Annotated in this window: 15 protein-coding genes; 10 read left to right on the top strand and 5 right to left on the bottom strand. The window is 68.4% G+C overall.

Features of this window, described 5'->3' with window-relative positions:
- Positions 1-816, bottom strand: coding sequence for a hypothetical protein (locus ACHFIV_RS27535; RefSeq protein ID WP_398974454.1), 816 nt, complete (start codon positions 814-816; stop codon positions 1-3).
- 217 nt (positions 817-1,033) lie between these two features.
- Between ACHFIV_RS27535 and ACHFIV_RS27530 the strand changes: the two genes are divergently transcribed.
- The 5 genes from ACHFIV_RS27530 (at position 1,034) to ACHFIV_RS27510 (ending at position 7,431) form a co-directional block, all read left to right on the top strand.
- The gene (locus ACHFIV_RS27530) at positions 1,034-1,717 is read left to right on the top strand and encodes a hypothetical protein (RefSeq protein ID WP_398974452.1); all 684 of its coding nucleotides are present in this window, start codon (positions 1,034-1,036) and stop codon (positions 1,715-1,717) included.
- Positions 1,718-1,809: 92 nt separating this feature from the next.
- Positions 1,810-3,234: a transcriptional regulator gene (locus ACHFIV_RS27525; protein ID WP_398974449.1), complete on the top strand. Its 1,425-nt coding sequence runs from the start codon at positions 1,810-1,812 to the stop codon at positions 3,232-3,234.
- A gap of 5 nt (positions 3,235-3,239) precedes the next feature.
- Positions 3,240-5,063 (top strand): DEAD/DEAH box helicase, encoded by a 1,824-nt coding sequence (locus ACHFIV_RS27520; RefSeq protein ID WP_398974839.1) that lies wholly within the window; start codon positions 3,240-3,242, stop codon positions 5,061-5,063.
- Between the two features lie 43 nt (positions 5,064-5,106).
- Complete coding sequence (locus tag ACHFIV_RS27515) at positions 5,107-5,799, top strand: protein NO VEIN domain-containing protein (protein WP_398974446.1); 693 nt, start codon at positions 5,107-5,109, stop codon at positions 5,797-5,799.
- Between the two features lie 336 nt (positions 5,800-6,135).
- Positions 6,136-7,431, top strand: coding sequence for a DNA cytosine methyltransferase (locus tag ACHFIV_RS27510; protein WP_398974836.1), 1,296 nt, complete (start codon positions 6,136-6,138; stop codon positions 7,429-7,431).
- On the opposite strand, the gene ACHFIV_RS27505 is transcribed toward ACHFIV_RS27510, so the two are convergent.
- Genes ACHFIV_RS27505 through ACHFIV_RS27495 form a run of 3 tightly spaced genes read right to left on the bottom strand, consistent with a single transcriptional unit; the run spans position 7,366 to position 12,355 of the window.
- Positions 7,366-7,803 carry a very short patch repair endonuclease gene (locus ACHFIV_RS27505; RefSeq protein ID WP_398974833.1) on the bottom strand — a complete coding sequence of 146 codons (438 nt, stop codon included), beginning with the start codon at positions 7,801-7,803 and terminating at the stop codon, positions 7,366-7,368. The genes ACHFIV_RS27510 and ACHFIV_RS27505 overlap by 66 nt on opposite strands.
- Before the next feature lie 43 nt (positions 7,804-7,846).
- Positions 7,847-10,777, bottom strand: a complete 2,931-nt coding sequence (locus ACHFIV_RS27500) for a Z1 domain-containing protein (RefSeq protein ID WP_398974444.1) — start codon at positions 10,775-10,777, stop codon at positions 7,847-7,849.
- A gap of 48 nt (positions 10,778-10,825) precedes the next feature.
- A complete protein-coding gene (locus ACHFIV_RS27495; protein ID WP_398974442.1) occupies positions 10,826-12,355 on the bottom strand; it encodes an ATP-binding protein in 1,530 nt (509 codons plus the stop codon).
- Between the two features lie 432 nt (positions 12,356-12,787).
- Here ACHFIV_RS27495 and ACHFIV_RS27490 point away from each other — a divergent pair, with 432 nt between their 5' ends.
- Together ACHFIV_RS27490 and ACHFIV_RS27485 are read left to right on the top strand one after the other, a co-directional pair.
- Positions 12,788-12,958, top strand: a complete 171-nt coding sequence (locus tag ACHFIV_RS27490) for a hypothetical protein (protein WP_398974438.1) — start codon at positions 12,788-12,790, stop codon at positions 12,956-12,958.
- 256 nt (positions 12,959-13,214) lie between these two features.
- A complete protein-coding gene (locus ACHFIV_RS27485; protein ID WP_398974436.1) occupies positions 13,215-15,512 on the top strand; it encodes a SpoIIE family protein phosphatase in 2,298 nt (765 codons plus the stop codon).
- 57 nt (positions 15,513-15,569) lie between these two features.
- Here the strand turns inward: ACHFIV_RS27485 and ACHFIV_RS27480 are convergent, their stop codons facing one another.
- Positions 15,570-15,776, bottom strand: a complete 207-nt coding sequence (locus tag ACHFIV_RS27480; RefSeq protein ID WP_398974433.1) for a DUF4287 domain-containing protein — start codon at positions 15,774-15,776, stop codon at positions 15,570-15,572.
- 233 nt (positions 15,777-16,009) lie between these two features.
- Between ACHFIV_RS27480 and ACHFIV_RS27475 the strand changes: the two genes are divergently transcribed.
- Genes ACHFIV_RS27475 through ACHFIV_RS27465 form a run of 3 tightly spaced genes read left to right on the top strand, consistent with a single transcriptional unit; the run spans position 16,010 to position 20,663 of the window.
- Positions 16,010-16,480 carry a hypothetical protein gene (locus ACHFIV_RS27475; RefSeq protein WP_398974431.1) on the top strand — a complete coding sequence of 157 codons (471 nt, stop codon included), beginning with the start codon at positions 16,010-16,012 and terminating at the stop codon, positions 16,478-16,480.
- A 5-nt stretch (positions 16,481-16,485) separates the two neighbouring features.
- Positions 16,486-19,221 carry a vWA domain-containing protein gene (locus tag ACHFIV_RS27470; protein WP_398974428.1) on the top strand — a complete coding sequence of 912 codons (2,736 nt, stop codon included), beginning with the start codon at positions 16,486-16,488 and terminating at the stop codon, positions 19,219-19,221.
- Positions 19,218-20,663: an extracellular solute-binding protein gene (locus ACHFIV_RS27465; RefSeq protein ID WP_398974425.1), complete on the top strand. Its 1,446-nt coding sequence runs from the start codon at positions 19,218-19,220 to the stop codon at positions 20,661-20,663. Before ACHFIV_RS27470 ends, ACHFIV_RS27465 begins: the two co-directional genes overlap by 4 nt.
- The last annotated feature ends 41 nt before the right edge of the window (positions 20,664-20,704 follow it).

The raw sequence follows: 20,704 nt of genomic DNA, 5'->3' as shown, positions 1-20,704 counted from the left end.
CTAGCCCGCCGCCCGCATCGCTGCAGTGAGCATGAACGTGACGTCATCGTGCCGGCCGGCGTCGTCTAGGGCGGCCGCGATGTTCAAGACCGCCTGCCTGTCCGTCCGTTCTGCGGCATTGATCAGTATTGCTTCGGCGGCGTCGTGCAGTCCGGCCGTGCGGCAGGAGTGAACGGCCACCACGATTTCCGCGGCCGTGTACGACATGCCCGCCTGCCAGAGCAGAAAGCCCGCATCCCGATTCCGGCCGTCGGCGAGGTAGCGGGCCACCGCTCCGGTCTCGGACCAGGTGAGCTCCGCCGCGTTTGTGAGGTGCCGGTCCCCCTTGCTCCGGGGGACCGGCACCTCAGACCGTCCCTGAGGGGTCGCAAACTTGTGCCGCCGCGCACGTCGGCGAACCCGCCGCGCTCGCATCAGATCAGGTTGCCGGACACTGCGCGAAGCCGGCTGCTCTGGCTCCGCCTGGGTGCCTGCTGCAGTCGTGGCCGGGTAACCGACGGAGCAGCATGCGCAGTGCTTCTTCTTGGCGTGCAGGCGGAGACCAAGCAGGAACTCCAAGGTGTGCGGGAGTGGCCCACTGCCTGAGGCGTCCTTTTCCACGACAGCGTAGAAGTCGCGCAGGAGCGTCTCCTCAGGGATGCGGCCAGCGTTCAGATGGTTCGAGAGGGTGGTCGGCTCCTGGTGAGCGTCCCTGGCGATGTCGGCCTGCGTTCGAGTGCTGCACTCCCGGATCTCGCGCAGTGCTGTCACTAGTGCCCTGTGCGCGGCGGTGATGCCGGGCGGTAGCTCTTTCCACGTCCTCGGCTTCGGCGTCACGCACGGCTTCCGTTCGTCGTCAGTGCAGCGTTGATCACCAATTCTGTACGACTCGGGCGGTTTTCGGCAGCGTATAGATATTTTCCATAACCCCTCGAAAGCTTGCAGAAGCTGGCGTGATGGGTCGTCAAGCAGGAACAGTTGGCGGAGTCAGCGAGGGGTGCCAGGGGCCTGGCGTCCGGGACTGCCATACATCTGACGTAGCTGGGGGCTGTGGATGACTTTGCCGTCGTGGGAGAACGAGAAGCTCGGCACGATGAAGAGGGCCGCGCTGTGGCTGTTGACCGTTGTGCAGGAGGGCGGCACCTTCACCAAGGAGGACGTGAAGAGCGCCTTCCCTGGCATCAGCCAGGCCGATCGCAGGGTCCGTGACCTGCGCGACTACGGGTGGAAGATCGATACCCACCGGGAGGACGCGAGCCTGGGCCAGAGCGAGCAGCGGTTTGTTGCGGCGGGACAGCCTGTCTGGGAGCCGGGCAAGGCCACCAAGAGCAGCGCGGCCCTCACCGAGACTCAGCGGCGGGCGATTCTGACCCGCGACGGCAACCGGTGCCGGTCATGTGGGATCACGCCGGGACAGACCTACTCCGGCACCTTCGAAACCGCGCAGATCGACATCGCCCGCCGGAAGGTCAAGCTGCCCAACGGCACCTGGTCGGTACAGCCCATCGCGGAATGCAATCGCTGCCGCGTGGGCGGCCGCACTCTGGAAGCGGACCTCGCTGGAGTGCTCGGAGGCGTCCAGAAGCTCGGCGGACTGCAGCTGCAGACCCTCAAGGACTGGGTCGCGGCTGACGAGCGTGAGTTCAGCATCGTCGAACGGCTGTGGGCGGACTTTCGCACGCTGCCGGCGGAGGCGCGCGACAAGGTGCGCGCATCCCTCGGTCTGCCTCCCGCCTGACCTCCGAACGCAGAGCCGGGTGGGGCTGCTGCCGGCGGCAGCCCCACCCGTAAGCCCAGTCTGACCCTTCGCGCACCAGAGGAGAACGAACTGTGATCAAGCATGACGGAGACTTCGGTTTGCCGCCGCACGCTGCCAAGAACCGGGTGGTCGTGGAGCAGCGTCTCAACGACGTAGCTGCCGGCGCAGGACTCCAGGAGACCCTGACGGTGGAGTGGCGCACCAAACCGCAGGTGGTACAGGTCATCGATATGCCGGTGAACTCGCTCTACTACAACCCGGGCACTCATCGGATCAGGGCTCAGCGTAGTTACGACGCGCAGCTCGACCGCCGGCTTGATGAGGACCCGTGGAGCGAGGAGAGCCAGGAGTACCTTCAGCACCTACTGCAAGCCGAACCTTCTGACCCGTCAAAGAGGGACAAGGACTTCGATGCGCTGAAGCAGAGCCTCGCTGACTTCAAGCAGAACGAGCCGGGGCTCATCACCCGCGAAGGCATTCTGGTCAACGGAAACACCAGGGCGGCGGCCCTCCGCGAGCTGGGCGTTGAGAACATCCGGGTGGCTGTACTGCCGGACTCCTGCACTTGGGCGGACATCAACAGGGTTGAGCTCTCCCTGCAGCTCCGCCATGACACCCGGCGCCCGTATTCGTACATCAACAGGCTGCTGACAATTGATGAGCAGGTGGAATCGGGCCGCCCGCTGAAGGAGGTCGCGCGGGATTTCCGCATCCGGGAATCGACAGCTGAACAGGACCTCTGGGTGCTGTCCTGCCTCCGCGACCTGAGCGACAGGTCTTCGACCAGCGGTGTGCAGTTGCGGCTGCTGGACTTCGAGGACGCGCAGGAGAGACTTCGCGAGGTTCACCGTGCCTACGCCAAGGAAGCAAGGGCCGATGCGCAGAAGGCCGAACTGCTCAAGGAGAACCGCCTTGCCGCCATCGTTATGAACTTCTCCAAGACTGACGTCCGTCTCATCGAGGCCGACTTCCGTGGCCGCTACCTCGAACACCGACTGCCGGACGAACTTAAGGCGGCTCCCGCCGCGGCGCCCGCGCGCGTGATCCCCGGAATCGGCCGTGCGGTTAAGGCAGACGTGCCCCAGGTGGCTGCGGCTCGTGCCTTCACTGACTCGGTGCTTCGCGCGAAGGCGGTGGTCCGGGCGAAGGAGAAGGTCCCGTCAGCCCAGCTGGATGCGGCTACCTCTGTCTTCGAAGTAGCGCACAAGGCCGTCGAAGAAGCACTGGAGCCTGCTGGCAAGGACGCGCGTGTCCGCAAGCGCAAGCAGGCCGCCCCTGACCGACTCAATGATGCCTGCCAGGACATCGAACAGTGCATCACCGACATGGTGCTGGCGAGCGCTTCCCGCAGCTTGGATGAGGAGGCTCTGGACGAGGCTGTGCTCAAGCTGAAGGCCACTCTGAGAAAGCTGGCCCAGGCCACCACGCAAGCCATCGAAGTACCCGGCGAGGGTGTCGAGTGGCTGCGCGACGCGGTGCGGCAGGGGCAGGCGTGACCATCGTGGCTGCGGAATCGTCCTTGCATATCGGCTTTGATGTCACGCGCACCAAAGCCGTGCTGCGTGCGAGCGAGCAGTGCCGCAGTGACCTGAACCGGATTGCGGCCAGGTTTCCCGGAGGCAGGTCGAGCGGCCGGCTCACCCTTGAGCTGACGCTTGATGACTTCTTGGTAGGAATCGACGTCCTCGCCGACTGGCCTCACCCCGAGTCCGTCGTCTGGACGGATGAGCTGAGTGCCCTGGTCGGAGAGGTACTCGATGATGCCGATCGGGCCGAACAACAGCTTCAGACACCTCGCTCGGACGCAGCATGGGACTCGGAGGCCGTTGGAGCTGCGTTGGGGCCGGCCTGGTGTGCCCCTCTTACGGAGTTCCAGCGCCGGGACATCGGTCGGCTGCTGTCATTGCAGCACGGGGCGAATTTCAGTGTTCCCGGAGCTGGAAAAACCCGGGTTGGGCTGGCTGTGTACTCCGCCATGCGGGAACGCGGAGACGTCCGCCGGCTGTTGGTCGTCAGCCCGAAGTCCGCGTACGAGGCGTGGCTCACTGAGAGCGAGTTGTGCTTCAAGGAGCCCCCGCTGACCGCTGTCATGGGGAAGGCCCCCGATGGCAGGGCCGAGATCATGGTTGTCAACTACGAACGTCTCGACCGGTCGCTGGCCTCACTCGCGACGTGGTTGAGGGGGGCGCCTTCAATGATCATTCTTGATGAAGCGCATCGGATGAAGCTGGGGGCTCAGGGAAAATACGGAGGTGCCTGCATGGCGCTGGGGCCACTGACCCGGCGGCGTCTCATTCTCACGGGGACTCCTGCGCCGAACGGGGCTCGTGATCTGGAGAACTTGCTGTCGTTTGTCTGGCCGGGCCATGGCCGGAGAGTGGTTACTCAGGCTGTCGCAGGTGGCGATCTCTCCTATGCGAGTTCGGTACTGAGGCCGTTGTTCACGCGGACGACGAAGAAGGAGCTGGGGCTGCCTCCGTTTGAGACGCGCATCCGGCGCCTCCAAATGCCGGCGCTGCATCGTGAGGTGTACGACGCTCTGGTAGGCAGATTCACCACGAGGGCCGAGGCGTCGCGCGAAGACTTCGACGCCCTGGGCAAGGCGATGCTTCGCCTTCTCATGGCAGCTACCAGTCCTGCCTTGCTTGTGGAGGGCGGAAGTCGATATGAGCCGCTGACTTACCAGGTTCCGCCACTTGACGTACCGCAGGGAGAAACGCTGTATGCACTCCTGAGGAACCTTCCCGCGCATGAACTTTCTCCGAAGTACAAAGAAGCGCTGAACATCGTTGCGACGAACGCCGCGATGGGCCGGAAAACCTTGGTCTGGACAACCTTCGTACGCAGTATCACGACGATGGAGAGGCTTTTCGAGGCATATCAGCCGGCCGTTGTGCACGGGGGTACCCCTGACCGGGAGGAGCAGATCAGGCGGTTCCGCGAAGACCCTGACTGCCACGTACTGCTGTCCAACCCTGCCACTCTCGGTGAGGGAATCAGCCTGCATCATGTCTGCCATGACGCTGTGTATATCGACCGCGACTTCATGGCGGGGAGGTTTCTGCAGAGTCTGGACCGTATTCACCGGCTCGGGCTGGCGCCTGATACTCGGACCCGCGTCACCGTGCTGGCCGTTGAGGGCACCATCGATGAAGTCGTGGCGATGAGGCTTGAGGAGAAGCTCGAATTCATGGGACGGATCCTGGATGACCCCTCTGTCCAGCAGCTGGGCGACCTCGAGGAAGAGCCGTCCGGAGCGGCGGGCATGGACATGGCCGATGTCCGTGCATTGCTGAAGCATGTCGATGCCGTCACTGGTGACTGAGCCAACGCGCCGCGCGGCTCTTCGGTGGCTGAGTGAACTGCGGGTGGCTGGTGTGCCCCGCGTCCGGGTGCTCTTCGCGAACCATCCGCTGTACGCGGATCTCACGCCAGCGCAGTATGCCGATGGCCTGGCGTGGCTGAAGCGCACGGGCATGGTGACTGCGGCAGGGCGGCCCGTGGTGGAGGTAGACGACGGCGATTTGGGGGACGATCCGGCAACTGGCGCGATCCCTCGCGTGCTGTGGAACCAGGCTGCTGAGGACATGAAGAGGGCCATCGGAGCTGCCGGCGAACAAGCGGTGCTTCGGCTGCTGCGGGAGGGTGGTGTGCCGCACGTCAGACACGTGGCTTCGGAGTCCGACGCCTACGGCTACGACATAGAGGCTGCCCGGTCCTTCTCTGAACGCGCACACATCGAGGTCAAGTCCACCACGGATCCGACGCGCCTGGTAGTTCACCTGACGCGCCATGAGTACGAGGTGATGGTGTCGGATGTCGACTGGACTCTGGCCGCAGTTCTAGTCGGCAGTGACGGGAACGCGGCGAAAGTCGCCACGGTGGACCGAAGGTGGCTCCATTCGGCCGTTCCGGCAGATCAGGGGAAGGGCGGCTGCTGGGAGACGGCGCGGCTGACAGTCCCGGCCTGTGCCCTCATACCGGGACTGGCCACAGAGACATGGGTGCTGAAGTCCGGGGGGCAACTGCCCAACGCTCCCGTGTGGGTCTCCCAGCCGTGATCGCCAGCGCCCGTCTGAGCCGAAACCAGACGCCCGGACGCCCGCTGCTGCTACCAAGCCCTCAGAGGACTCGAAACCGAGCAGATAGGAGCACGTGTTCGAATACACTGTCTGTCGCACGCGTCGGTCGGCGCCCTCTTGAGCCCACGCCCTGGGCCGGGGCCCGGGTAGGCTCTGCGCGTATCGCGTGTCAACTCTGGGCCGAAGCGGTTGCTCGCGGGCTCAGGTGTCTGGCCCGTGTGCGGGTGTGCCACGACGCGACACGTGTTTTCTGTCAATCGACCGTACGAAGAGGAGCCTGAGCCGATGGGCCTCCAGTCCCACCCGGAGGGCCCGATGGGTCCCAGTGACGATGTGCTGACCTCGATCGAGATCTGCGCGGGGGCAGGAGGGCAGGCCATCGGCCTCCACGAGGCCGGTTTCAAGCATCTAGCGCTCGTGGAAATCGATCCGCACGCCGCGGAAACTCTTCGTATCAATATTGGCAGCCTGAAGGAGTGGAGTTGGGAGAAGGAATATTGTGACGTCATCTCTGGCGACGTGAACAATTTCTCGCCGATTCCAGTCGATGAGGGCCGCAAATCCGATCTGCAAAAGGTTCAGCGATACCTCGGAAAGCCGCTTGCGCGGGGTGATCTGGACCTTCTTGCTGGCGGCGTCCCCTGCCCTCCTTTCTCGCATGCTGGGAAGCAGTTGGGGAAAGACGACGAGCGCGATCTCTTCCCGCGGATTCTGGAACTCACTGATGAGCTCCTCCCTAAAGCGGTCATGATTGAGAATGTGCGGGGCATTAAAGATGTGAAATTTGAAGAGTACCGCACGTACATCAAGGCGCGCCTTGAGGGGGGCTGGGCCACGCACCCCGCCACGGGCATTGAACAGGACTTCGATGGGCTCGGCTATGAGGTCTGCGAATGGGAGGTGCTTGAGGCCAGTGACTTTGGTGTGCCTCAGCTGCGCCCGAGGGCGGTACTTGTAGCCATCCGCGAGGACGTGCTGGGTGACATCAAGTTCGTGTGGCCCACCGCTACTGGAAGCCCCAGGAGTGTGTTCCGCGCACTTGAGCAGTCCATGGATCTCAGGTTTGCGCCGTATCTTGCAATGAGTGGAGATGTGGCCAGGCTGGCGGAAAAGCGGCTTGGCCGGTGGAAGGAGCAGGCGCAGAAGGCCGAAAGCAGAAAAGATTTCGGTGTTGCGCCCACATTGGTTGGCGGTTCAAAAAAGCACGGAGGTGCCGACCTTGGGCCAAGTCGCGCAAAGGCCGCCTGGGCACTCCTGGGCGTCTCAGGAGTCGGTGTCGCCAACTCGCACGACGAAAGCGTAAAAAAGGCAAGCCAGGACAGGGACCTGTTCCGGGAATCCGGTCCCATGCTGACAGTCGAACAGGCCGCGATCATTCAGGGGTTCCCGGACAATTGGAAATTCTCTGGCGGTAAGACGGCGCAGTACCGGCAGGTCGGCAACGCTTTCCCGCCGCCTGTCGCCGCCGCAGTAGGCAAGGCGATCGCGGACGTGCTGCGCGCTGCCCGTGAGCGCGACCGTCCCAAGGCTGACGCCCAAGGGTCCCTACCGGGACAGGTCTCGTCGGCGCTCGCGGACGGCGCCGACAATCGTGAGAGCGCACGCGTCTGAGTCCTGGTGCTCCCAGAAGCGCAGGACCAGCCAGCCGGCCTCGGTGAGGCGTTTGTCGGTATCGCGGTCCCGGGCCATATTCCGGGCCACCTTGTCTGACCAGTAGCCGGGGTTTGTCCGGGGAGGGACGTAGTGCTCCGGACAGCCGTGCCAGTAGCAGCCATCGATGAACACGGCTACCTTCGCCGGACGGAAGACCAAGTCCGCCGTCCGGCGAAGGTCCGGCAAGGGCCTGGCAGCGACCCGGTACCGCAGGCCGTTGGCGTGCACGAGTCGCCGGATGAGCCGCTCCGGCTGAGTGTCGCGGCTGCGGATTGCCTGCATGTTCCTTCTGCGTGCCGCAGAAGACGCCCACGAACCGTTGGGCGGAATCCAGTCTGTGGGCTCAGGCACCGGAGTCACTCCAGAATGATCGTTATGGCACTTCAATAGTCGCCTCACCGCAACGGGACGAGTCGACTGCCCGGAAGCGAACGTAAGGCACCGACTTCCCTGCGGCACTGGCGGCCGGGATGAATGCCGCTGCCAGCACCACCTTGGCTGGGTCGATATCGCTGCCGGTTACAAAGTCTGCCGGATCGCCGAGAGCAGGGTCTACTACCGGATACAGCAGCACTGCTCCACGGCGCGGCCGGTGGAGCTGAGATGCGAACGGGTCATCATCGCTCAGCGGGCGAAGGCCGGCGATGCGCTCAGCGGACTGGCGGTGAGTCACACCTGAGATGCGGTTGAACACGCCGCGTGCGTTCCGCTTGCGCTGCACCAGGGTGACGGGCTGACTTCCGAGGATGCTAGCTGCGACGCTTGTCGGCCCAGAAGTCTGGGGAAGGATCAGCGTCCAGTCGTCGGTGGCGCAGCCAGCGTCGCTGGCGTCCCGGAGATAGGACAGGTGAGGAGCGAAGAGGTCTGGCCGGCCCCAGGAAAGGCCGTTCATGATGCCGAGCAGCTGGGCATGGCTGAGCACCGCTGTCCTGGCTGGGTAACGGGTGTATGCCCCTCGGTCGTCGTCGGTGAGAGTGACAAGCACGGCGATGTCCTGGCCCAGGGCCTCAAGCGCGGGCAGCCAGATTTCGGCGTTGTGCCGCAGGTCCGCCGCACTCGTCGGGTACGCCGTAGGCTCCACCCACTGCCCCGGCGACCTGATTTCCACCAGTTCCGCGTTGAACATCTTGTTGCGGGCCGCCGGCTTGAGCCACGACAGGTGCTGCGAGACCAGCGGCGGGATCTGCGCCGGCGTGACCTGCGGCTTGCCGTCCACCAGCGCGGCGTAGCGGGTGAGCTGGGCGCGGAAGGTCTCCTCGTCGCGGCAGATCGCCTCGAAGGCCTCGTAGAGGTCGACGGTCTTCTTCTTGCCCATCGGTACTTCGCGGCCGATGTAGAGACGCACCAGGTCGCGATATCCGGGGCGGAAGCCGAACCAGCGGCCCATCTGCATGAGGGTGTCGGCCTGCTGGGTCGTGCGTCGGTAGTACGTGACCGTGAGGCCTTCGATCGTGAAGCCGCGGGAGAGCTTCGTACCGCCGACCAAAATCTTCCACACGTGTGGTGTGCGGTCGAAGTCGAGCTCCGCTTGTTCGTAGTCGCGTTCGGTGGCGCCGTTGACGATGATCACCGGCTCACCGCCCGAGTTGATGAGCTGGCGGGCGCGGGAGACGTACGGTTTCAGATCGTCGTACGACGTGGGAGCCGGCAGGCCGTCGTCCACGAAACGCTGGAAATCTGTGGTCAGCAAGGTGGCGAGGCGTGCGTGACCTTCCTGGCCCGTGTATGCCGACCGGTGCCACATCGAGTTGATCCGCAGGGCGAGGGCCGCGTGCTCCCGCTGTTGCACGGATTCGTGGACGAGCATCGTGTGGTGGCGGAACGGCCCTTCGGGCACGCCCCGGGCAGCCCGGTACAGCTTCAGCGCACCAGTGAGGACGAAGGCGTCCATAGCCTCCTGGAGCCGGTCCCCGGTGTCGTCGTAGATACCGCGTACGTGCGTTTCCTCGGCCGCGCCTTCGCCTTCTAGGTCGTGGAAGTCCTGCACGCCCATGTAGCCGGTCGGCCGGGGCAGGGAGATCAGGAAGTCGCGGGGGAAGATGTCTTCCTCGTCGCCCGGGTCGACGAAGACGTTGGCGAAGGGTGTCGCCGTGTAGCCGACGTACTGGGCGCGCGGAAGCAGGCTGAGGAGCTGCGTGATCTGGCCGTTGATGGCCTTGCGGGCGACCTTCCCGTTCTCCCACTTCTTCGGGTCCGTCGTGTTCACCGAAGCCTGGTCCGACTCGTCGTCGATGATCAGCGCCGGGATCTCGGAGAGGATCGGACCGATCTTCTTGAGGTCCCTGAGGAGCTTGTCCAGCACGTCCGCGTTCTTCTTCACGACCATCACGCGTGCGGCGGCGTGGTGCAGGTTGGCCGGATCGTACAGCGGCTGCGTGCGGACCTGCTTCTCGAATTCGAGCGTGCGGATGCCGTTCAGCAGGCTCTTGTAGTCGTCATCGCGCGTCGTGAGGCGCTCGATGTCGAAGGCACCGAGCGTGGAGGGACGGCCGCCGTGGCTGACGAACTTCGCCGGCCAGTCCTCGTCGTCCTGGTAGTCGACACCGACGAGCGCGTCCGTGTCAGCCGGGTCGGCGCCCCTCAGGATGTTCTCCCGCCCTATCAGCTCCATGTCCAGTCGGCGCTGGGTCTGGCCCCGCAGCAGATTCAGGGTGCCGCCGAGGATGATGACCAAGCGGTAGCCCGCATCGATGGCCTTAGCGGTGACACCCGTGAAATTGGCCGTCTTTCCCGACTGGACATAGCCGACGACCAGACCCCGGGCCCCGTATGCCTCGGAGCGGGTGGGATCGGAGAGACGCTCGACCACGGCGTGGCTGGCTTCGTCCAGGCTCGATACGGCAGCGTCCGACCAGCCTTTTCGGCGCAGTGTCTGCTCGTAGGAGTTCCAGTAGAAGGCGCGTGCTGCCGCCGTGTCCCTGGAGTACCAGGACGTGAACTCCTTGCTGATGACGGTGGCCCCGGGTTCCTTGAACACCGGCACAGCTTCGTCCAGGGCTTTGCGCAGGTCCGGACCGAAGCCGAGGCGGTTGTAGGTGTCCGTTCGCCGGGCGTCCGTCCGGGGCGGGGCATCGGACCAGTCCGACTGCTCCGCCAGGTCCCAGGCGGTCAGCGTGCGGTGCCACAGTGCGCTGAGCTCGTCCCCTGGGCCGGCCGCGACGAGCCGGTCCCTGAAGTGGCCGAGGTCGATGTCAGCCGGTTCCGCCGCCTCGGAGAGCACGAAGGCAAGTTTCGCGAATGGCTTCGGCCCCCGGCGCATGGCCGCCAGGATGTCGCCGTGCAGGTTGAACAGGTGGTCGGTCATGGCGAGTGGCTTTCTCGAAGGCGTGGCAGAAGGCGGACGCGGCAGGAATCAGCGGGTCATTTCGCAGCGTGCCGCTGTCACCAGGACGCTGTTCCACAGGGCGATCTTGTCGGCGCGCGTGGCCCGGACCCGTGACTTCTGGAAGATCTCCTCCACCATCAGGTAGAGCATGCTCTTCACGACCGGGGCATCGTTGAGCCCGCCCCTGCGTCCGCCGTTGAAGGCCGTCCTGTACAGCTTGTTGAGCCTGATCTCACGCTCGTCGCGATCGAGTTCGAAGAACAGGTCCGGTGCCAGGGGCGCCCAGCGGAAGGTGATCGGTTCCTCCCCCTCCAGTTCGGGCAGTTCATCCCGCAGCGTCCGTCGCAGTTTGGGGTCGAGCCCCTTGCCTGCGGGGATGACCGCGTCGCGCGTCACTTCGGTGACTCGTTTGGCGGCCTCCCGGTACGTCGCCTGTGCCTCCTGGACGTACTCGGCGAAGGTGTGCCCCGCTGTGTCCGTGGCCTGTTCGAGCCCCCGGGCGAAGGCCGGGGTGACCGTCACGCCGTCCTTCTTGACCGTGAGGCTGAAGACGTCGTTCGCCTCGGACGGCAGATCGATCGCGATCCGGGCCAGCGCCAGGTGCCCCTCGGCGCTGCGGGTGCTGTTCCAGCCACCCGCCTGCACCAGCCTGTTGTTGCGGTAGATGTAGAAGCCCTGGCGGTCGGCGAGCGGTCCGATGCCACGGAAGCTGACCAGGGGGGACTTCGGCGGCCAGATGTGGGCGGTCAGAGCCACGTCCCCGACGCCTTCGACAGGGGCGGTGTACGTACGCGGGTAGCCGGCCCGGCCGGGGACGCGGTAGCCGAACGGGTCGATCGGCTCGATGCCCCGGTGGTCCAGCTCCTCCTTGGTCGTCACGTCCTCGACCACGATGTCGACGTGGAAGGCGTCGTCGGCCAGGAAGCGGTGCAGGTGGAGCCCGAGGTGGGTCTCCAGCTTCTCGATCGTGTCGTTCAGGTAGCGGTCGGCCTGCCCGGCGGTGACCGTGTCGAACGCCCGGACCTTGTCCCAGCGGACGATGGTGCCGTGCCACTCGATCAGGCCGTCGTAACGGTCCACCAGGTCCTGGCAGTAGCCCGGGTCCACGATGTCGCAGGTGAAGTCGGCCTGGGCGCGGGCCGTCAGCCACCGGCGGCCTGTGGATGGGCTGCGCTTGGTGCGGCTGATCACTGTCAGCGAGTCGGCGTGCGAGAGGGACGCCGCCTTGAGGCCCGCGCCGAAGTGACCGAGCGCGTTCTCCCCGTACTCCTGCCGGCCGCCCACCGTCATCGCGGTGTCGAGTGTCTCGTCGTTCATGCCCCGTCCGTCGTCGACGACCAGGAGGCTCACCAGACGGTCCTCGTCCCGCAGAAAGCTGATGACGACGTTGCGCGCACCGGCATCGATGGAGTTGTCGACGAGGTCGGCGATCGCCGCCTCGAAGCCGTAGCCCTGGTGGGTCAGCGACTCGACGTAACGGGCGGCGGGCGGCAGCCGCTTGCTGCCGGTCGTCGGGATCTCGTACTGCCAGTCCGAGGACGGCTGGTAGGGCGGCATGGGCTTCCTCGCACAGACGGAGCGGGGCCTGTGTGGGGGTGAGAGGCCCGGGAGCAGATTGTTGAATGTGATCGTATTGCAAAGATGAGACAGCAGGGGAAGCCCTGCTCAATTCGGCCGACGGCCGGCGGTTGAAAGCCCATGAGGGACCCTCGCTGCCAGGCCCTGACGTCAGGCCCCGCACACCCCCTCCGCCCCGCCGGGGCCCCGGCCCGTTCCCCGACGATAAGCACGCCCGGCTCAGTTCGAAGCGGTCGGCGGCCTGCCCGGAGCGGGTGGGACGCCTGCCCGGCCGGTACCGCCCGTGGAGCCGGGAAGCGTGAGCACGGTCCCGTGCCGGATCCCGGGCGCTCCCCGCGCGCATGACGGGGTGCGCGGTTGGGCATCGGTGACCGGGAGGTCATCTATGGAATCGATGGGTCAATGTCACCTGTGAGCGTCCACTTGAAGCCCAAGACCGGCAAAGAGATCACTCTCGACGACCTGCGGGAACTCGTCGAGAAGGCCAAGGGCGTGCCCGGCAAGAACCCCGTGCTCGTCACCGTCGTCAACAGCAGCCGGCCCGTGAAGATCAGCCTTCTGGACCTCGAGATAGGCGACTGACTCCGCGTCGAGGAGACCGGCACGGCGAGGGTACCGAGCACGCCACCTCGGCCAGGGCTACGGGCAAGCTGAGGCCGGGATCCGTCCGGCCGTGCGTACGCGCGGGTCATGGGCCCCACCGGTCCACGGCCCGGCCCCGCTCCGCCGCCCGCTCCGGTAGCGGGCGGCGGGCCGGGGGCCGATGCTGATTGCGTACGTGTCCACATGTGCGGAGGCTCGGGACCGGGTCCCGTGAGGGGGCGAAGGAGCTGGGCTGATGGCTGGTGCGCCCCTGATGGTCGTGGACGCCGCCGGAGTGGTCACCGGATGGAGCCGGGCCGCGGAGCAGCGCTTCGGAGCCGCCGGCGCCGACGTGCTCGGTCTTCCGGTGATGGACGTACTGGCGCGCGACCTCGCGCGGGCGGGCGGGGGCGACGGGCAGTCCCGGGGGCTGCGGCTGGAGCCTTTCGCGGACGGGGGCTGGGCGGTCCGGGCGGCCGACGAGGGCGGAGGCGCCGTCGGGGCGGCGCTGCTGGACGTGATGTTCACGCAGGCACGTGTAGGCGTCCACCTGCTCGACCCGGAACTCCGTGTGCTGCGGATCAGTGACCCCTCCGCCGGGTCCGACGCGGACGAGAGCGAGCGGCTGCGGGGCAGGCCGTTCCGCGAGGTGTGGGACTTCGAGGAACCGGAGCGCGTGGAGGCCTTCGTACGGGAGGTCCTGCACACGGGTGTGCCCGGCGTCGAGCGGCCGTTCCGCGCCCGCCGCACCGGTGACGCACCCGGCGGGCGGCGCACGCTCGCCCTGACGGCGTTCCGGCTCCAGGAGGGTCACGGGGTGCGGCAGAGCGACGACGGCACGGTCCTGGGCGTCTCCGTCTCCGTCGTCGACGTGAGCGAGCAGGTCAGGCGCCGGGGCAGGGAGGTGGCGCTCGACGCGGTACGCGACAGCGTGGGCCGGACGCTGGACGTGGACGCCACCTGCCGGGACCTCGTGGAGGCGCTGGTCCCCGGGTACGCGGACGTCGGCGTCGTCGAAGTCGTCGACTCGGTCCTGCGCGGCGAGACGCCCGAGCCGGGGCCGCTCGCCATGGACGTACCGCTGCGCCGCGCCGCGTACGCGGGGAGCAGCCAGGCCGCCCACCCGATCGGGGACGTACGGGCGGCGCTGCCCGGGACGCCCTACCAGCGGGCCCTGACCGACCAGCGGGTCCGTGTCCTGCCGCTCGCGGACGCCCCGTGGGCCGACGCCGACGCCGCGCGTGCGGGCTCCATCCGGAAGATCGGCGCCCACACGCTGCTGGTGGCGCCGCTGACGCTGCGCGGGGCGGTCCTCGGGCTGGTGAGCCTGTACCGGTGCGGCGAGTCCGAGCCGTTCACCGAGGAGGACATCCCCGTGGCGGCGGCGATGGTCTCACGGGCGGCCCTCGGCATCGACAACGCCCGCCGCTACGTCCACGAGTACACGATCGCCAGCGCTCTCCAGCGACGGCTGCTGCCGCAACGCCCGGTGCCCCAGCCCGCCGTGGAGACGGACCATCTGCTGCTCCCGGGAGGGGAGGCCGGCAACTGGTTCGACACGATCGCGCTGTCCGGGGCCCGTACGGCACTCGTCATCGGGGAGGTGGCCGAGCGCGGCATCCACGCGGCCACCACCATGGGGCAGCTGCGCACCGTCGTCCACGCCCTCGCCGCGCTGGACCTGGAACCCGACGAGCTGCTCGCCCGGCTGTACGACACGGCGGCGCGGCTGGCGCGGGAACGCGCCCATCTGCCGCAGAGTGATCCGCTGCACCGGGAACCGCTGGGCGCGACCTGCGTGTACGCGGTGTACGACCCGTTCACCGAGACGTGCACCGTGGTCTCCGCCGGTCATCCCGCACCCCTCGTCGTCGAGCCCGACGGCGCGGCCTTCGTGGTGGGGCTGCCCGTGGGACCGCCTCTGGGGACACCGGACCGGTCCCCCGTCGCGGCGGTCTCCTTCCCGCTCCGCGAGGGCAGCCTCCTCGTGCTCCACAGCAACGCGCTGAGAGGCCACGCCCAGCCCACCTCGGGTGCGCTGCGCCAAGCCCTCATGCCCACGGACCGGCCGATGCGCGACCTGTGCGACGCGGTCGCCTACGCCCTGCCCGACAGCCCCGACCTGCACGGATCCGCCCTGCTGTTCGCCCGGACGCACGCCATGCCCGCCGACCGGTACGCCGCGTGGGAGCTCCCGTACGACAAGACGGCCCCGGCGGCCGCCCGCCGCCTCACGTCCAAGAGGCTGGCGGACTGGCACCTGGAGGGCGACACGGGGGACGCGACGGAGCTGATCGTCAGCGAACTGGTGACCAACGCCGTGCGCTACGGCCGCCCGCCGGTGGAGCTGCGCCTCATCCTCGACCGCGGGCTGACCTGCGAGATCCGGGACGGCAGCACCACCGCCCCGTACATGAAGTACGCCGGGGCGGTCGACGAGGGCGGCCGGGGACTCTTCATCATCTCCCAGCTCGCCTCCCTGTGGGGCACCCGGTACGCCGCCGAGGGCAAGACCGTCTGGTCGGAGCAGACGCTGCCCGACGGGAGGGACTGAGCGCCGGCCCGGGGCGTACTCCGGGGACGGGCCGGGCGGAGTCACGTGTGCGGGCCCCTACCTGCCCTCGGCGAGCGTGTGGGCGACCAGGGCGTTGGCGTGGCCGTGGCCCATGCCGTGCTCGGTCTTGAGCCAGGAGACGAGCTCCATGTGCTTGGTCAGCGGCGAGGACCGGATGAGGTCTCGCCACTCGGCGACCGGGCGGCCGTACTTCTTCTCGATCGAGGGGAAGTAGCTCGCCGGGCCCTTCACTGCTTCGGTCATGTCCCGCGTCCCGTCCTCAGGTGATCGTCGTGTGCCCCACGGCCTGGCCGCGGGGCTCTCGGTCTGTATGACTGCCGGGAGGAGCAGAAGTGATCGGTGGGCGCGCGACGGGCTTCGGCCGAAGCGGAAGAAAGGGGTGCCCTATGTCAACACCCGTGAAATACTTGGCCGTTCAGTGACCAGCTCCTCGCGCGGTGAGGACGCCGGGACCGATGGGGCCGATGGGGGCGGGCGTGACAGACGGGGCGGACACGGGCGGTCAGCAACAGGGCCAGGAGTCGGTCGAGTTACGCATCAGCCTCACCGGGACGCACACCCGGCGTGACGACCTCCAGGCCCTGCACGCCTGGCTGAAGAAGGCGCCGGTCCTTGAGGACGCGCTGGAACGCAACGAGCTCGGCCTGGAGCGCAAGGACTCCCTCACCCAGGTCGAGGCCATGGGCGGGGAGCTGATCCAGGACATCATCCTCGTCGTGTCCGTCGAGCTGGCGCGGTCCGTGGCCGAGAACGCCTGGCGGTCCGTGGAGACCTGGCTGCGCAACCGGCGGCGGTTCGCCGATCCCGAGGAGACACCACGGGTCACGCTCGACGGCCCTTCGCAGGGTCCGGGCTCGGACCTGAGACGCGACACCGACCGGGACACCGAGCGCGGCAGCGGCCCCGACGGGGACCCGGACGCGGGGCCCGAGTCCGGAGAGGTCTAACCGCCGTGCCGCCGTACAACGCGCGCGGCGAGGAGAACGGGGCCAAGCGGCACAGAGCCGTGCTCATCGGGGTGGAGCACTACACGGGCACCCGGAACGACCTTCCGGCCGTCACCACGAACCTCCGCCTCATGCGGGAGGCACTGACCGCCGGGACCACCGGGGTGATGCGACCGGAGGACCTCGTCGTCGTACCCGCGCACGGCGGCCCGGCGACCACCGTCTCACCGCTGGAGGTACGCGCCGCGCTCAGCTCGGCCCGGGACGGGGTGGACGGGCTGCTCGTCGTCTACTTCGCCGGGCACGGCATCGTGCGCCCCGACGGCAGCGACCTCAACCTGATGTTCACCGGCTCGCGGGTGACCAGGGACAAGCAGAACCCCTTCGTGGACACCCTGTCCTGGCGCGACGACATCATGCCCGAGCTGCGCAACTCCCGCGCCGACTGGGTCGTCGTCATCCTCGACTGCTGTTTCGCCGGCAACGCGCTCCTGGCCTTCAGCCCGGCCGCAGGACAGAGCTTCGCCCTGCTCACCGCGGCGGAACCGGGCGTCGAGATCCCGCCCGGAGACCCCGGTACCGGTACGGAGTTCACGGCGGCGCTCCACCGGCTGCTGACCACGGGCGAGGAGGGGCCTGTCACCTTCACCCGTGTCGTCACCGGGATCCGCCGGGCGATGGCGCCACTCAAGGCCGTCGACGGACACCCCTGGGTGCCGGACGAGCTCCGGCACGGCGACGACGTGGTGCTGGCGCTCGCGGCGGGCCCGGAGCCCGGTCCAGCCCTGGTGCCGGTGCCGGAGCCCGCCCCGGTGCCGGAGGCCGGGGCGGCGGAGGACCGACGGCCCTCGCCGCCGCCGGACGGCCCACGGCCGGTGCCGGCGACGGGGTGGGCGGCGCGGCTGACGGCTGTCCTGCGCCGCCTGCCGGGTGTGCTGGCCGGCCCCGTGACGCGGACGACCGCGCTCGTCCTGGTGGGCGTCGCCGCTCTCGCGGGCGCCGGGGCCTGGTACCTCCTGGGCCCGGCCGGCGGCGGCGACTGCGACTCCCCGATGGAACTCCGCGTCCTCACCGACCCCGATCTGCTGGCCACCGTCCAGAAGGCCGCCGACGCCTACCCCAAGCGGGACGCCCACGGCTGCCGGACCGTCGGCATCAACGTGTACGACGCCAAGGCCACCGACGCCGTGCAGGCACTGCGGTCCTCCTCGCTCTGGCAGGAACCCCCCGCCGCCTGCCCGGCCTCCGGCGAATGCCTGCGGCCCCAGCGGGACATCGGCGCACAGCCGGACGTCTGGATCCCGGCCGCCGGGAGCGCGTGGCAGCGGGCGACGGCCCAGGGTGCGGGCGGACTCCCCGGCAGCGGTGAGTCCGCCCCCGACACGGGAACGAGCGTGGTGGACCTCGAGAGGCTGGGCTCCGTCGCCTACACACCGATGGTCCTCGGCGTGCCGGACACCATGAGGTCGGCGCCGGCCCTGCAGACCGGGGACCCGCTCGGCGCGATCATCTCCGGCCTGAAGGCGGGCCAGCCGGTCAGCATCCTGCGCCCCGACCCCGAGGGCACCGAAGGCGCCCTCCTGGCGACCGACGCGCTCTACGCCTCCTCCCCTCGCGGGCACGCGTCCGACGTGGAGCAGGAAATGGCACACGTACTGCGGCCGATGCCGTCCACCGCGCGTGAGCTGATGTGCGTGCTGGCCGACGGCTCGCCCGTCGAGGACCACGCCGCCGTCCTCGTGCCGGAGCAGACCCTGGCGCAGTTCAACCTGTCGGCCGGTGTGGCCGGACGTCCGGCCTGCGCGACGGAGGCGCTGACGCACCGGGTGGCCTACTACCCCTCCGACCTGCCGATGCTGGATCTGCCGTTCGTCCGCGTCACGTGGGAGGGGGCCGACCGGGACGCCGAGGCCCGCAGAACGGCCGTGAGGGACTTCTACCACTGGCTGACCACGGACGAGGACGCACAGGAGTGCTTCACCGACGACGGCTACCGGGGCGTGGAGAAGGGGCGCCCGGCCCCGCCCGGCGCCGACTCGGTGCTGGCGGAGAAGGACAACGCGACAGCCGTGCGGGAACAGATCCCGAAGACCGGACAGACCACCGGCACGACCGCGTCGCTGAGCGACACGCTGAGCCGCTACAGGCGGGCGCTCGGTCCCGGCCAGGTGCTGTACCTCCTCGACAACTCGACCTCGATGGCGGACAAACGGGTCTGGGACGGCACCGGGGGTGCCAAGGAGGTCGTCGCCCGCTCGATGAGCTCCCTGGGCGCCGACGACCGGTACGGGGTGTGGACGACGGCCGTCGACGTGGAGAAGCCCGCCGTGCAGCTCGTGCCGCTCGGATCCCACCCCCGGGCCGGCGCCCGGAAAGCCGTCGCCGGCGCGAGGACCGCGGGCTTCGACGCCCGCATCGCGGCGGGCCTGGAACAGGCGCTCACCACCCTGCGCGCCCGCCCAGCCGATGCGGAACAGCCACGGCTCCTCGTCCTGGTCACCGACGGTGAGGACTTCGAGGCCGTCGGGAAGAAGGAACAGCAGGAACTGGTCGCGGACGCCGGCAGGACGCCGCTCGTGAGGATCGTGACGGTCTCCCTCCAGGACGGCGCCTGCGCGCCGGGCCGCTTCGGCGCGCGCCTGGCCGAGGCGAGCGGTGGACGGTGCATCGACCCCGCCGACGACGTCACCGCCGAGCTGGCGGCGGAGGTCGCCAGGACCGGGACGGGGGACGCGGAATGACGTACGGCGGCCGTCGCACCGCCCGCAGGCGGCGGGTCGGACCCGTCGCCACGCTCGGCTCCCTGCTCCTGCTCCTCGCCACCGCCTGTACGGGAGGGTCCGGGGACGCACAGGAGACCGGGCAGACGAAGGAGACGGCCGAAGGCCCCATCGTCGTCGCCAGCGGGCTCGACGTCACCGGCTCCGGCAGTGTGCGGCAGCAGCTCATAGACGAGTGGAACCGCCGGCACGCCGGGTCGAAGGCCCGGCAGGCCACACTCGTCGAACTGCCCGGGGGCGCGGACCAGCAGCGCAGCCAGCTCCTCGGCGCCCTCCAGTCCGGCAGTGCCCGCTACGACGTGGTGAACCTCGACATCACGTGGATCCCCGAATTCGCCGAGGCCGGACTGATCAGCCCGATGCCCGTCGCCGAGACCGGTGCCGCAGCGGACGACGACCGCGACTTCATCAGGCAGGTCCACGCCACCACCGTATGGAAGGACCGCTCCTACGCCCGGCCGTTCAACACCGACGTGGGACTCCTCTACTACCGGCCCGACCTGCTGACGAGCGCCGGCATCGACGTGGACAAGCAGCCCACCGCCGACTGGAGGTGGGACCAGCTCTACTCCTCCGTCAAGACGCTCGACCTGAACCCGGTCCGCAGCGACGAACTCGCCGGATGGACCACGCAGCTGAAGCAGTACGAGGGTCTGACCGTCAACACGGTCGAGGCGTTCGCCGAGGCGGAGGTCGAACTCACCGACGGCACGGGGCGGTACGGCTCCAGTGCCGCAGAGTTGAAGAAGGGGCTCGACCGCCTCCTCGAACGAGTCGACCGGGGCCGGGTCCAGCCCGCCGCGCTCACCTCCGACGAGACGGCGTCCCTCACCGACTTCGTCGAGGAACGCGCGGTCTTCCTGCGCCACTGGCCCTACGCGTACGGAGCCCTGGCCGATCAGATGGACCCGGACAAGTACGCCGTGAACCGGCTGCCCGGGAAGGCCGTGCTCGGCGGACAGAACCTCGCCGTCACCGCCGACTCGCGCCGGGCCGAGGACGCCCGCGCCCTCATCACGTTCCTGACCTCGCGGCAGAGCGAGCGCTGCCTGCTCGACGCGGGCTTCGCGGCGACCAGGGCCTCCGTGTACGGCAGCGCCGCGGAGTCCTGCTGGCCCCGGGTCGCCGCCGCGCTCCGGCCGGCCGGTGACGACCCGAAGGCGGCGGCGACGGGCGAGGGCGGGCCGCGGACACAGGGACCGGACGCCCGTGCCGCGTACATCAGGACTCTCGGCGCGGCACTGACCGAGGCCGTGCAGCGTCCGCGCACCCCGTACTACGGCGCGTTCACCCAGGTCCTGCAGTCCCATGTGCACGCGCTGCTGGCCGAGGAGAGACCCGACACCGCCGAGGCCGCCGACAGGCTCGACGACGCGCTGCGGGACGTGTTCGCCGGCAGGTGACGGGAGACAGCCCCTTCCCCCCGCCGCTCCCCGGCCCTTCC

The sequence above is a fragment of the Streptomyces sp. ALB3 genome, from assembly GCF_044385685.1.
Taxonomy (GTDB): domain Bacteria; phylum Actinomycetota; class Actinomycetes; order Streptomycetales; family Streptomycetaceae; genus Streptomyces.
Note: the sequence above shows the minus strand (reverse complement) of the source record. Positions and strands in the feature narration are given on the sequence as shown.